This is a genomic window from Paenibacillus sp. SEL3, from assembly GCF_054602585.1.
Genome location: NZ_CM137725.1, coordinates 5,699,626 through 5,715,685, shown reverse-complemented (window position 1 = coordinate 5,715,685; position 16,060 = coordinate 5,699,626). Strand labels below are relative to the sequence as shown.

Sequence of the window (16,060 nt, the reverse complement as noted above, 5' to 3'; positions counted from 1 at the left end):
CGTACATGAGCGTTGTGTCAGAAAAAGAATACTTTGCAGGCAAGGGCAGTCGGACAAGCCGCCGCCCTCTGCACACGCAAAGTGAACTCATTGCATTTTAGAAAACGGATTTAAAAAACAAAGTCGATGGAATCCGGTGAGAAGCCTTCCGGCCGCTCGTCCGAGTTCACCTGGATATCGCCTAACAGCAAATCTGGATCGATTCCAATCTGGGACAGGATCGCTATCAAATCTCTGGTTAATCTCTCAATAGCGTCGGCCCCAAACAGCTTCGTGCAATATTCAAACGAACCCTTGATTTCCCCGTCTTCATCACTCATAGACAAGGTCAAATCGAATTTGGAGATGCTGTGCTCCTGAACATATGGACTGAAGGACAGCGTTTCTAGCTTCGTTTCCTGCGACTCTGTATTTTGCAGTACAAACATGGTGTCAAACAACGGGTTACGGCTTGCATCCCGTGCTACATCCAGCTTTTCCACCAACTCTTCCAGTGGATAATCCTGATGCTCAAAGGCTTGCAGCGTACGATCTCTGGCTTCCTGCAAGTAGCTGTGGAACGTTTGGTTGCCCTTCGGCTGATGCCGGATGGCTAGCGTATTGACGAACATTCCGATCAGTGGCTCCAGCTCAGGCAACAAGCGGCCTGCTACTGGCGTACCGATGATCAAATCGTCCTGACCGCTGTATTTGGACAGCAGAACGGTGTAGGCGCTCAACAGCACCATGTACAGTGTACTTCCGGTTTGTGTCGCAATTCGGTGCAGTTGCTCGGATACATTCGCGTCCACTGTAAATTCATACATCGCACCTTCGAAGCTGCGAACAGCAGGTCTAGGATAAGCAATTGGCAAATTCAGTACCGGCAACTCTCCAGCTAAATGCTCCAGCCAGAAGTGTTCCCGGCGTTGGTATGATTCACGCTGCATCTCCTGCTGCTGCCACACGGCGTAGTCTTTGTACTGAATTTGCAGCGGCTCCAATGCCTGTCCTTCGTACAGTTGTACCAACTCCTGCACGATATTGTTCGACGATACACCGTCTGAAATAATATGGTGCATGTCGTACATCAGGAGATGGCGCTCTGGTCCGGTTTGAATAAGACGGACACGCAGCAGTGGTGCCTGGCGAAGGTCAAAGCTGCGTACAAAGGACTCGATATAGGCATCGGCTTCGGACTCCCTGGCTTGCAGGTGCTCTACTGCAAACTCCACTTGATCGTACACCCGCTGTACGACCTCGCCTTCCAGCATTTCAAAGGAAGTCCGCAGCGTTTCATGACGAGCTATTAACTGACGGAACGCATCCTCCAGCCGATCGGCCTGAAGCGGTCCCTCCACGGTTAGTACACCCGGCATATTGTAGCTGAGATCCCCACCTTCCAGATGGCTCAAAATGTACAGTCTTTTTTGAGCCGAGGAAACCGGGTAGTATGCCTGTTTCGCCGCCGCAGGAATCACCGTATAGGTGTCTGTGCCGTGCGTTGCGATGAGCTGGGCTTGCTGCTCAATCGTAAAGTGTTGGAACACCTCACGCAGCGTAATCCGGCTGTCCAGTTCCTGATGGATTTTGGCCACCAGCGTCGTTGCCCGCAGGGAGTGCCCACCCACGTCAAAGAATGAGTCGGTGACTCCTACGCTGGACAGCTTCAAAACATCCTGCCAGATTTGGGCTAGCTTGGCTTCCAGCGGCGTCCGCGGTGCAACGTACTCCAGGCCTCCTTCGAGGCGTGCTTCCGGCGCCGGCAGCGCCTTGCGGTCGATTTTCCCGTTCGGTGTCAGCGGGAAACGATCCAGTTGTACCACATACGTCGGGATCATGTAATCGGGCAGCTTCGGCTGCAGCGCATTCCGTAGCTCCGGCAAACTCAGGGACGCTGAAGCTATGATGTAGGCACACAGGTCCTTATGTCCGTCTTCGTTTTCCCATGCTGTGACCACGGCTTTCTGAATGCCATCCACGGTCAGCAGCTGCGCTTCCACCTCACCCAGCTCGATCCGGTAACCCCGGATTTTCACCTGATGGTCGATCCGGCCCAAATACTCAATACTGCCGTCTGGCATCCACCGTGCCAAGTCGCCCGTGCGGTACATCCGGTTTGCGTGAGTGCTGTCCGCTGGATCGGTTGCTGCCGCATCAGCGAACGGATTCAGGACGAACTTCTCTGCCGTCAGCTCCGGCAGGTTCAGGTATCCTCGTCCCACACCTGCACCCCCGATATAGAGTTCACCTGCGATACCGATCGGCACCAGCTGTTGCTGGCTGTTCAGGATGTACACAGACTGGTTCGCGATCGGCGTTCCGATAGATACCGTATGCTCCCCTTTTTCCAGTAGTGCGTTCAGGGACTCCACATCTTCAATCGTATAAGCGGTCGCATCTACCGTCGTTTCGGTCGGACCGTACACGTTCGTAATCACCGGACGATACCCGGACCACTTGTGCAGGAACACTTGTACCAGCTGCACGGATAATGCTTCGCCACCGATCAGGTAATGCTTCACTTCCGGCGCTTCCGTCACACTGACGCTTTCGTTCAAAATATGCAGATGCGCAGGTGTGCCGTCCGACAGATCAATCCGGTGCGTGCGGTAGTAGGCGATCAAATGCTCTCCGCTCAGACTGACGTCACGGGACACCACATGCAGAGTGTGGCCTAACAGCAAGCTGGCAAAGATTTGCTTCACCGAAGCATCAAATACAAATGCTGACAGCCATGCGACATGAAGCGGCTGTTCGTAACGGCTGTATACTCGTTTCCATAAAGCATCTACCAGATTGCTAACACTGCCCTGCTCGATCATGACCCCTTTCGGCTGACCGGTGGTGCCTGACGTGTAAATCATATAGGCCAGGTTATGCGGGCCGGCGATAGGGATCAGGTTGCTCGCATCCTGTGCTCCCAATTGAGCTTGAATGTCCTCGTCATCCAAGACTACAGCTCGAACTGTGGATGGCAAGCTGAGTGACAGATGGGCAACTCTGCTTGTAATCACGACCTTGGCCCCACTGTCTTGGAGCATGTAGTCGATGCGCTCCTGTGGATACATCGTATCCATCGGCACATACGCGCCTCCGGCCTTCAGTACCCCCAGAATGCTCACCAGAATATCCGCAGAACGTTCCAGCAATACGCCAACCGGTTGATCTGCTTCGACCCCTTCCGCTCGTAACACACGAGCCAATTGGTTCGCACGCTCATTCAGCTCAGTGTAGGTCAGCGCGGTGGCCCCAGACACAACGGCTATCCGCTCAGGGTTGCGCTCAGCTTGCTCTTCAAAGCGTTCGCTGAGCGAACGGCCTTGTAATGCTCCAAGCACGCTATGCGCATTCGGATCATTGAATACCTTCAGAATCTGCTCGGTTTCTTCTGTTGTAATCAACTCCAGCTCACCCAGCTTCGCATCCGGGTTCACCGCCACGGCTTCGACCAAGCGAACAAAGTGACGCGTCATCCGTTCTACCGTTTCGCGCTCGTACAACGCAGTTGCATACTGCAATCCGAGCTGGATACCTGCCTCGTCCTCTCTGGCTTCCAGCGTCAAATCAAACTTCGCTGGCGTTTGTTCCAAGCCGTATGGACGGAAGCTCAGATCTGCCAGTTGCAGTTCGCCTTCCTCAGTGGTTTGCAGGGTAAACATCGTATCGAACAGCGGATGGCGGCTCATATCCCGCTTCACATTCAGCTTTTCCACCAGCTCCTCAAATGGGTAGTCCTGATGTTCATAGGCTTGCAGTGCACAAACTTTCACTTCTTCCACGTAACTGCGGAAGGTATGTTCCGCTGTCGGATAGTTTCGCAATGCCAACGTACCGACGAACATCCCGATCATCGGCTCCAGATCGGCATGTGGTCGTCCGGCAATCGGTGTGCCGACTACAATATCTTCTTGCCCGCTGTATTGGTGTAAGAGCGCGGTGTACGCCGCCAGCAGCACCATATACAGCGTAGAGCCTGTGTACGCCGCCAGTTCCTTCAGGCGTTCGCTAGCTTCGCGCTCCAGCCCGAACACCACCGTATCGCCTGCCGTACTTCGTACCGACGGACGGGCAAAGTCTGTCGGTAGATCCAATACAGGCAGTTCACCCCGGAAGGTGCCCAGCCAGTACGCTTCCTGACGTTGCATCCACTCTTGATGGGCTTCGCTTTGCTGCCATACCGCATAATCCTTGTATTGTATCCGCAATGGCGAAAGCTCTTCACCGTCGTATAAGCGGACAAATTCATCGGTCAGTACTCCCATGGACACGCCATCCGAGACGATGTGGTGCATATCGAGCATGAGTAAATGCTGCGATTCCTGCTCGGTTCCTTGTACGCCCAAATCTACCAAGCCTACCCGCAGCAGCGGAGCAGCTTGCAGATCGAACGGACGGACAAAGCGGCGTACCAATGCCTGCGTTTCTGGGCTGACTACCATATCTGCGGCCATGTCTGTATGCGCAGTCCTATCTTCGGCCTGTACCTTCGTATATTCCACCACAAATGGTACAGTATCCTCGATCCACTGCATCGGCTCACCGTCCACCAGCTCAAAGCGAGTGCGCAAGGTCGCATGGCGGGCGACCAGTTGACGGAACACGTCCTCCACTCGCTTCACGTCCAGCGGACCACTCACTTGCAGCACTGACGGCATGTTGTAGTTCACATCATTCGGGTCGAACTGATGCAGCACAAACAGTCGTTTTTGCGCCGAGGAAAGCGGGTAGAAGCTGCGTTCTTCCGTTACCGGAATGGACGCATACGCCACTTGATCCAGACCTTCCATGACCGTTGCCAGTTGTTCAATCGTTGGCGCTTCAAAAATACTGCGCAGTGGAAGCGGCTTGTTCAGCTCCTTGTGAATTTTCGAGGCCAGCGTCGTCGCCCGCAGCGAGTGTCCGCCAATCTCGAAGAAGTTTTCCTTCACACCGACCTGCGCCAGACCCAGCACATCCTGCCAAATTTGCGCCAGCTTCACTTCTACCCACGTCCGCGGTGCGACATAATCAGCTCCGCTTTGCAGGTTGCCTTCCGGTGTTGGCAGTGCCTTGCGGTCGATTTTACCGTTCGGTGTCAACGGCATCTGCTCCAGCTGTACCAAATACGAAGGCACCATGTAGTTTGGAAGCTCCTCGCCCAGTAAGCTGCGCAGCTCACCAGCGCTCACTTCCCTTTCAGCAACATAGTACGCCACCAATTGGTTTTGCCCCTGTTCGTCCGCCTGGGCCAGTACGATGACCTCTTGTACATCCTCCACTTTCAAAATTTGTGCCTCGACTTCGCCCAGCTCGATCCGGTAACCCCGGATTTTCACCTGATGGTCGATCCGGCCCAAATATTCAATGTTGCCGTCTGGCATCCATCTGGCCAAGTCACCCGTACGGTACATTCGTTCGTAGCCGGCTTCACCAGCTGCAAACGGATTTGGTATAAATTTCTCAGCCGTCAGCTCTGGGCGATCCAGATAACCACGGGCCAGACCCGGACCGGACACGCACAGTTCACCCGCTACGCCTACCGGAGCCAAATGTCCATGCACATCCACCATGTACACCCGATGATTCGGTATAGGGCGTCCGATGGAAATGAGTTGTCCTGCTCTCTCGTCCTCGGATACCGGCCAGACGGACGTCGCCACCGAGTTTTCGGTTGGACCGTAGCCGTTGTAGTACGCCACCTGATCCTTCCACTTGTATACCAATTCTGTTGAGGATGCTGAACCCGCAGTGAACAGAACACGCAGGTATGGCATCCGCTCCGGCTCCAGATACACCGCATAGGTCGGTGGTAACGTCGCCACCGTAATCTGATGTTCTGTCATATAATGTTCGAATCTCTCATAGTCCAAAATCGTCTCTGACGTTGGTACATACAACGTGGCTCCGCAGAACAGCGCCTGGAAGATTTCCCAGCAAGCCGCATCAAACGAATAGCTAGCAAACAGCAACGTATGATCCGACGTGCGGATCTTGAGCGTCTGATCAAAATACGTTTTCAGATTGCATAGACCGCGATGCTCCAACATAACACCCTTCGGCTGCCCCGTCGTACCTGACGTATAAATGACATAGGCCAGATCGTTCGGACCAGACAACGGCTCCAGATTGGAACCATCCTCGTGATACACACCCTGTGCCCCATTCAGCACCAGCACGCTACCGTCGAAAGCCACTTTATCAACCAGATGGTTTTGCGTTAACAACAGCTTCGCACCCGAGTCGTCCAGCATGTAGCGGATACGCTCCTCTGGATAGGTCGGATCGATGGGCACATATGCGCCCCCGGCTTTTAAAATCCCGAAGATGCCCACGATCATATCCACCGACCGCTCGGTCATCAGACCCACCAAACGATCCTTCGTCACGCCTTGACTACGCAAGGTGCGCGCCAGACGATTCGCACGTTCATTCAGCTCGCGATAGGTCAGCTGCTCTCCTTCAAAGAACAACGCTGGCTGTTCCGGTGTCTGCGCCGTTTGTGTCTCGAACAAGCCATGAATCGTTTGCTCGCTTGGATACTCAGCAGCTGTATTGCCCCATACGGTGAGAATTTGCTCACGCTCCTGCTCACTTACCATATCCAGCTCCTGCACCCGAATGTCCGGCTTCGCTACCACCTGCTCCAACAGCTGTATCAGATGGCCCTGAGTCCGTTCAACGGCTTCCCGATCATATAACTTCGCATTGTATTCAAATCGGATTTTCATCGCTTCCTGCGGCATAACGACCAGATTGAAATCATAGTTGGTTTGTTCAATCATGCCGGCATTGCGAATTTCAAAATCCGACGCTGCACCTTCCCCAAGTTGCTCGACCTGCTCCTCCACCGGATAGTTTTCAAACACGATAATGTGGTTGATCAGGTCTTGCTTTTGCTCGGTCAAGGCTTGAATTTCATACAGCGGATACGTTTCATAATCTTGAGAAGTCAGCGCCTGTTTCTGATTCGTTCTGATCAGGTCGGCAAAGGTGTCCTCAGCCCCACTGCGGATACGTATTGGAATGGTGTTAATGAACAAGCCCACCATATTTTCAATCCCCGAAATATCCGCTGGACGACCCGACACTACACCGCCAAAAACAGCGTCGTCACTACCGTTGTACTTTTGAAGCAGTAAGCCCCAGGCGGTTTGCAGCAATGTATTCGGGGTCACGTGGTGCTGCTTGGCCACCATTTCCATACGTCCGGTCAAGTCCTTGCCCAGATCGCACAGGATATGCTCAAATTGTGCATCGCCCGCTTTCACGCCTACTTTTCCGGTCGGAATCGAAGTTTGCTGATCATAGCCGAGCAAATAATCCTTCCAGTAGGAAGCTGCTGCTTCTTCATCCTGTGCTTCAAGCCACTCAATATACTGACTGTATGGAGTCACGGGGGCAAGCTTCGGCTGTCTATGCTCCACGGCTGCAAAATAAGCCTCAAACACCTCATCCGTGACTAAAGCCACACACCAGCCATCCATCAAGATGTGATGAGAGCTCCACACAAAATAATAATCCTCATCACCTGTTCGTAAAATCGCCACGCGCATCAACGCATCCCGGGACAAATCGAATCCGGCTGCCTTGTCCTTGCGAATAAATTCCTGCACATACGCGTCACGTTCCTGCTCATTCAGATGACGCAAATCTTCACATCTGAAACCAACCTCCTTGCGGCGGAAAATCACCTGCACAGGCTCATCCTGCCAACCGCTGATGAAATTAGCTCTAAAGATCTCATGCCGCTGCGCCAAATGATTCAAGCTATCCTGGAAAATATCCGCTTGGAAACGTCCGTGCAAATCAAAGGTCGTTTGTTCAAAATAAGCCCCGGATGCTGCATCCATCAGACTATGGAACAACATGCCTTTTTGCATCGGCGTCAACGCATAGACATTTTCCAGTTCCCCGATGTCACGAGTCCGTTCTACCAATTGATCCAGCTCGGCCATCGTTACATGTTTAAGCATGACATCGCTTGGCGTCAGTTCTTGCTGTTTGCGGCCTACGCAATGCGTAATGATTTCCTGCAAGCTGGTTCTGAATTGTTCAGCTAACTGCTCCATCGTTTCATGGCGATATTCCTGCTTGCTGTAGCTGATTGTCAATTGCAGCTTGCCTTCCGAAATCAGTCCGTTCATATCCAGCGTGTGCGATCTGGCTGCATGGGCGCTAAGCTCTACACCGCTAGAGTAAGAAGAGTAAGGAGATACATCCATGGACTGGCTTTGCATATCTTGATCAAATTGTCCCAAATAGTTAAAACTGATTTCAGGTTCGGTCACAAAACGCTCTGGCTCACGTGCTGCGGACAGGTATCTCAACATCCCGTAGCCAATGCCCTTTTGCGGAATGCGGCGGAGTCCTTCTTTCACCTGTTTGATGCGCTGTGAAAGGTCTTGCCCCACGCTCATATCCAGCACCACCGGGAATTGGGTCGTAAACCAGCCCACGGTGCGCGTAATATCCAGTTCTGGCAAAATGGATTCCCGTCCATGGCCTTCCAGGCTCACGAGCACTCGTTCCAGGCCCGCCCAGCGATGAATAGTCAGTCCTAAGGCGGTAAGCAGTAAATCATTCATCTCCGTGTTGTAGGCACGATGCACCTGTTTTAACAGCTGCTCCGTTTCCTGAGCTGTCCACGTAACTGTCATGTTCTCGCTGTCCCTATTCAAGGAATGAGAAGGGGACTCGTCTTTTGGAAGCGGCTGATATACGCCCTGTTCCATTTCCTGCCAGAATGCGAGTTCTGCCGCCATGGCCGGACTATTCGCATATTGAGACTGCCCATCCGCCCAGGTGCGGAACGAATCCGTTTTGTGCGGAAGGCGAGCCGTTTGTCCGTTCAATGCCTGCTCGTAGGCGGTTGTAATATCCTCGAACAAAATGCGCCAAGATACGGTATCCACCACCAAGTGATGAATCGCCATCAGCAAATGATCACCATCTGGGCAATGGAACAGCCCCAGTTTCACCAGCGGTCCTTCGCTTAACTGAATACCCGCCTGAATTTCATTCACTTTAGCCTCGATCGCCGCAGACACCTCAGTCTCATGGCTGAGGTCTATACGTTCCAGCGTATACAGCTCGCCCTCCCCAATTGCGCGGTTCCAGGCTTCATATCCGTGCTCCGTAGGACGGAAAACGATCCGCAGTGCGTCGTGATGGCTAACGATTTGATCCATCGCCGTGCGCAGGGCCGGTTCATCAAAACCGTCCTTGCTATGCAGCATGATGGACTGGTTATGATGATGAGCATCCGTCAGGTTTTGCTCAAAGAACCAGTGTTGAACAGGTGTCAGCTTCACAGCGCCCACCACTTCGCTCTGATCCGCCAATCGGGTCACCGATTGAACTTTCAGTGCCAAGGCAGACACGGTTGGATGACTGAACAGGTCTTTCATCTCCAGTCGATAACCTGCTTGCAGCAATCGGGAGGATACTTGCAAGGCCTTGATCGAATCGCCACCCAGTTCAAAGAAGTTATCCTGCGTGCCTACCGCTTCCACGCCGAGCACCCCGGCCCATACCGCAGCCAGTACTTGCTCCACCGTGGTACGCGGTGCCACATAGGCTGCACCCGTATGGATGCTTCCTTCCGGTTCCGGCAAGGCCTTACGGTCGATTTTACCGTTGCTGGTCAGCGGGATCGTCTCCAGTCGCATCAAACGTGCAGGCACCATGTGCGCTGGCAGTCCGGCTTCCAGTTCGGCCTGTACCTCCTCGATCCGCAGCTCAGCTTCTCCTGTGATGTATCCGCACAAGTACTTGTGTCCACGCTCATCCGTCCGGTCGATGACTACCGCTTGACGTACACCCGGCACCCGCTGGATCGCCGTTTCGATCTCGCCCAGCTCGATCCGATAGCCCCGGATTTTCACTTGATAGTCCATCCGGCCGATAAAGTCCACATTGCCGTCCGGCATCCATCGCGCCAAGTCACCTGTGCGGTATAATCGTTCACCTGGCACGAACGGATTGGCTACGAATTTCTCGGCCGTCAGGTCCGCAAGGTTCAGGTATCCCCGTGCTACCCCAATTCCACCGATGCACAACTCGCCCAGTACGCCGATCGGCACCGGATTCAGCTGGCTGTCCAAGATGTAAAACCGTGCATTCAGCCACGCCTGACCAATCGGTACACTGCCACTGTCCGGCAGCTTCAACAGTTCTTCGTCGTAGAAGCTAGAGTCGATCGCCGCTTCCGTAACGCCGTAGCTGTTCATAACGCGAATATCTGCGCCAAATCGTTCTTGCAGCACCCGGTAATCCGTCACGCTGCAGCTATCCGAGCTGGTAATCAGCAATTCCAGACTGCTCATGTCCAGTCCCTGCTCATATACATGCTGCATAAACGGTACGATCAAGGCCGGTGTCGATTCGAACACCGTAATCTGATAGTCGTGAATCCAGCCATACAGACGGCTTGGGTCAATCCGGTCGTCTTTCGGACAGATGACCATCGTTCCACCGTTATAGAGCGTCCGGGCAATATCACCGACGAACACGTCGAAGGAGAAGCTTGCCAGCTGCAGCAAACGTACCGGGAACTGGTTCAGGCGATAATCCCGACGATACGCCGCGGCGGTATTCACCAAGCTGCGATGCTCGATCATGACCCCTTTCGGGCGTCCTGTAGTACCGGACGTGTAGATCACATACGCCAGATCCTGCGGTTCGTTGATGTGATTGACGTCTGTGGTATCTCCGGTGTACAGCGACTCATCGTCCAGTGCCAGTACGGTGTGCAGACGCAGCCCTGTTGCGGGTTCGGATGTAGGTTGGCTTTCCTCGAGCCATGCCTGTGCACGCTCCTGCAAGCCGATTTGGGTCAACAGTACCGTCGCACCACTGTCCTCCAGCATGAAACGAATACGTTCGGACGGATAATCTGCATCCAGCGGCACATAGGCGCCTCCTGCCTTCCACACCGCCAGTACGCCAACCAGCATGTCGACCGAACGTTCACTCAAAATGCCAACAATCGACTCGCGTCCAATGCCTTCATTTCGCAGTCTACGGGCTAATTGGTTCGCACGCTCGTTCAGTGTGCGGTACGTCAGTTGTTGTTCCTCGTACACCACCGCCACGTGATCTGGTACAAGCTGCGCCTGTTCTTCCACATAGGTATGGAATAAGGCTCCTGCTTCAGCAGTAACATCCGATACTCCCACATCTCCAAAACCGTAGATGATTTGTGCTTTTTCCTCGACAGTTACCATTTCCAAAGCTGCCAGTGATTGCTGCGGATGAAGAGTAATGGCACGTACGAGCTCGGTAAAATGCTGTGCCAATCGCGCGATGGTCTCAGGCTTGTACAGCGCCGTGCTGTATTCCAGACTGCACAGAATGCCTTCCGGCTGCTCCACGGCATCCAAGGTCAGATCAAATTTGGCCGTATGATTGTCCGTCGGATACGTCTTAAAGGTCAGTCCCTCCAGCTCGAACTCCTGCTGTTCAAATGTTTTCAATTCAAACATGGTGTCAAACAGCGCATTCCGGCTCGTATCCCGCGTTAAATTCAGCTTTTCAACCAGCTCTTCAAAAGGATATTCCTGATGCTCATACGCACTGAGCGCATGCTCTTTGACCTCTTGCAAGTAATCCAGGAACGTTTTGTCGCCAGCCGGATAATTGCGGATCGCCAGCGTGTTCAGGAATACGCCTACCAAGCCCTCCAGTTCCGCATGTGGTCTTCCGGCAATCGGCGTGCCGACGATAATGTCTTCCTGTCCCGAATATTTATGCAAAAGCGTGCTATACGCGGCCAGCAATACCATGTACAAGGTGGAGCCGGTTTGCGCGGCCAGCTGTTTCAACTGTTCGCTGTCCTCCAGGCTGATCGCAAATTCCAATCGCGCTCCTTCCAGACGCTGTACGGCGGGTCTTGCAAAATCCGTAGGCATATCCAGCACCGGAATGTCACCAGCCATCGTGTTCAGCCAGTAGCTTTCCTGCTCACGAAGACGTTCACTTTGCATATCGGCATGCTGCCAAACCGCGTAATCCTTGTACTGGATGCTCAGTGGCGGCAGTTCCTTGCCTTCATACAATTGAGAGAACTCCTGCACAATAATTCCTTCCGTGACGCCATCCGAAATAATATGGTGCATGTCATAGAGCATGACGTGTCGCTCCGGTCCGGTTTCCACCAGCTGAACCCGCAGCAATGGTGCTTGTGCGAGATCAAATGCGCGTACAAAGTCTAGTGCATACTGCTGGGTCTCTTCTTCGCTTGCCTGCACATACTCCACGCTGAATGCGACGCCCGATTCAATCCGTTGAATCACCTCACCATCCACCATCTCGAATCGGGTTCGCAGGGCTTCATGACGGGCAATCAGCTGGCGGAAGGCTTGTTCCAGTCGTTTTTTATCCAAGGAACCTTCGATAATCAAAGCGCCCGGCATATTGTAGCTAACCTCTCCACCTTCCAGGTGACTCAGCACGTACATCCGTTTTTGCGCTGAGGAAACAGGATAATATTCACGCTCCTCCACCACAGGAATAGATACATACGTTTGCTGGGTCTGATCTTCACCCATCACCTGCACCAATTGTTCAATCGTCGGATATTGGAAAATATCTCGCAGAGCCAGCTTGTAATTCAGCTCCTGATGGATTTTCGCCATCAGTGTTGTCGCGCGCAAAGAATGTCCTCCGACTTCAAAGAAATGGTCCTTAATACCGATCTGCGGATGATTCAGAACACTTTGCCAAATACGTACCAACTGCTCTTCCAGCGGTGTGCGCGGTGCCACGTACGCCGTGCCTCCTTCGAGGCGCGCTTCTGGCGCAGGCAACGCTTTGCGGTCAATTTTTCCGTTCGGTGTCAGCGGGAAACGATCCAGTTGTACGACATAGGTCGGGATCATATAGCCCGGCAGTTTGGGCTGGAGTGTGCTGCGCAGATCCGGCAAATTCAGCGCCTCCGAGGCTACGACATACGCACACAGATCCTTGTCTCCGTCTTCGTTTTCCCAGGCGGTGACGATGGCTTTCTGAATGCCGTCCACGGTCAGCAGCTGCGCTTCCACCTCGCCCAGTTCAATCCGGAAGCCCCGGATTTTGACTTGATCATCCATCCGGCCGATAAAGTCTACATTGCCGTCCGGCATCCATCGCGCCAAATCGCCTGTACGGTACAACCGTTCACCTGGTACATACGGATTCGCTACGAATTTCTCGGCTGTCAGGTCTGCACGATTCAGGTAGCCTCGTGCCACCCCGGCTCCGCCAATGCACAGCTCACCCAGTACGCCGATCGGCACCGGATTCAGCTGGCTGTCCACAATGTAGAAGCGTGCGTTCAGCCACGCCTGACCAATCGGCACATGGCCGCTGCTTGGCAGCTTCGACAGATCTTCGTCGTAGAAGCTGGAGTCAATCGCCGCTTCGGTGACGCCGTAGCTGTTCATAATGCGGATATCCGCACCAAACCGCTCTTGCAGCACCCGGTAGTCCGTCACACTGCAGCTGTCTGAGCTGGTGATTAGAAGCTCCAGACTACTCATGTCCAGGCCCTGTTCATGCACATGCTGCATAAACGGTACGATCAGGGCCGGAGTCGATTCGAACACGGTAATCTGGACATCGCGAATCCATCCGTGCAGACGGCTGAAATCAATCCGGTCGTCTTTCGGACAAATGACCATCGTGCCGCCGTTATAGAGCGTCCGCGCGATATCCCCGACGAATACGTCGAACGAGAAGCTCGCCAGTTGCAGCAGTCGGACTGGGAATTGGTTCAGGCGATAATCCCTGCGATACGCCGCAGCCGTATTCACCAGGCTGCGATGCTCGATCATGACGCCCTTCGGCCGTCCGGTTGTCCCGGATGTATAGATCACATACGCCAAATCGTGCGGTTCGTTGATGTGATCGACGTCTGTCGTATCTCCGGTGTACAGTGACTCATCGTCCAATGCCAGTACGGTATGCAGACGCAGCCCTGTTGCCGGTTCGGATGCTGCTTCGCTGTCAGACTTCGAATCTGATTTCAAGCCTAAGTTTTCATTTAGGCTATCTCTTTCCATCGTTTCAGCACCAGCCGCTGTTTCCAACTCACCCTCAGTCTGCCCTCCGGCCAAGGCCTGTCGGCTTTCCCCAAGCCATATCTGTGCTTGCTCCTGTAAGCCGATTTGGGTCAACAATACCGTCGCACCACTGTCCTCCAGCATGAAACGAATCCGTTCAGACGGATAGTCTGCATCCAGCGGCACATAGGCGCCTCCCGCCTTCCACACCGCCAGTACGCCGACCAGCATGTCTACCGAGCGTTCACTCAAAATGCCGACAATCGACTCGCGTCCAACGCCTTCATTCCGCAATCTCCGCGCCAATTGGTTCGCGCGCTCGTTCAGTTTCCGGTAAGTGAGCTGCTCCTCCTCGTACACCACCGCCACGTGATCTGGTACAAGCTGTGCCTGTTCTTCCACATAGGTATGGAACAGGGCTCCTGCTTCAACTGCGGCACCATCCGTTACTCCCACTTCTCCAAAACCGTAGATGAGTTGCTCCTTTTCCTCAACGGTTACCATATTCAAAGTTGCCAGGGGCTGTTGTGGATGGTATGCAATAGCTCGAACGATTTCCGCAAAATGCTGTGCCAATCGCGCAATGGTCTCAGGCTTGTACAACGCCGTGCTGTATTCCAGACTGCACAGAATGCCTTCTGGCTGCTCCACTGCATCTAAAGTCAGATCAAACTTGGCCGTATGATTTTCCAGTGGATAGGAGCTCAAGGTCAAACCTTCCAGCAGTAACTCCTGTTGCTCCAAGGTTTTCAACTCAAACATCGTGTCAAACAGCGCATTTCGGCTCGTATCTCTTGTCAAATTCAGCTGTTCAACCAGTTCTTCAAAAGGATAGTCCTGATGCTCATAAGCACTGAGCGCATGCTCCTTCACCTCTTGCAGATAATCCAGGAACGTTTTGTCGCTGGACGGATAATTGCGAATCGCCAGCGTGTTAATGAAGATACCCACCAGATTACTGAGCTCCGCATGCGGTCGTCCTGCAATCGGCGTGCCGACAACAATGTCCTCTTGGCCTGTATATTTGTGCAAGAGCGTAGTGTACGCCGCCAGCAGCACCATATACAGGGTAGCGCCTGTTTGCGAAGCCAGTTCTTTCAGGCGTTCACTAACCTCACGCCCCAGTGCAAACTCGATCGTATCCCCTGCCGTACTCTGCACCGCCGGACGGGCAAAGTCGGTTGACAGATCCAGTACAGGCACTCCGCCCCGGAAGGTGCCCAGCCAGTACGCTTCCTGACGCTGCATCCACTCCTGATGGGTTTCGCTTTGCTGCCATACGGCATAATCCTTGTACTGAATCCGCAATGGCGACAGTTCTTCACCGCCATACAAGCGGACAAACTCATCGGTCAGTACCTCCATCGACACGCCATCCGAAACGATATGGTGCATGTCGAGCATGAGTAAATGCTGGGATTCTTGCTCTACTCCTTGGACACCCAGATCCACCAAGCCTACCCGCAGCAGCGGTGCAGCTTTTAGATCAAACGGACGGATAAACTGCCGTACCCGTTCTTGTGCTTCCTGGCTAATCCTCGTGTACGTAGCTGTAGTTGTATCCATTCCTGTAGCTGTGTCCTGATCCGTATCCGTAATCACACTCTCTACCTGTACCTTCGTATATTCCACCTCGAATGGCACGGTATCCTCAATCCATTGCATCGGCTCATTGTCTACCAGCTCAAAGCGGGTACGCAAGGTTGCATGACGATCGATTAGTTGACGGAACACGTCTTCTACTCGTTTCACATCCAGCGGACCGCTCACTTGCAGCACTGACGGCATGTTGTAGTTCACATCACTTGGATCAAACTGATGCAGTACATACAGTCGTTTTTGTGCTGAAGATAACGGGTAGAAGCTGCGTTCTTCTGTTACCGGAATGGACGCGTACACCACTTGATCCAGACCTTCCAGAACGGCTGCCAGTTGTTCAATCGTGGGTGCTTCAAAAATACTGCGCAGGGGAAGCGGCTTGTTCAACTCCTTGTGAATCTTCGAGGCCAGTGTCGTCGCCCGCAGCGAGTGTCCACCAATCTCAAAGAAATTTTCCTTCA

General features: G+C 53.4%; 1 protein-coding gene (cut by a window edge). It reads right to left on the bottom strand.

All coding sequences use genetic code 11. The features are described 5' to 3' along the window. Positions 1-110: 110 nt before the first annotated feature. Positions 111-16,060: the final stretch of a non-ribosomal peptide synthase/polyketide synthase gene (locus ACYCS5_RS26260; protein WP_459760339.1), read on the bottom strand. It continues 26,368 nt past the right edge of the window; only the last 15,950 of its 42,318 coding nucleotides appear in the window; its start codon lies beyond the right edge, outside the window; it ends in the stop codon at positions 111-113.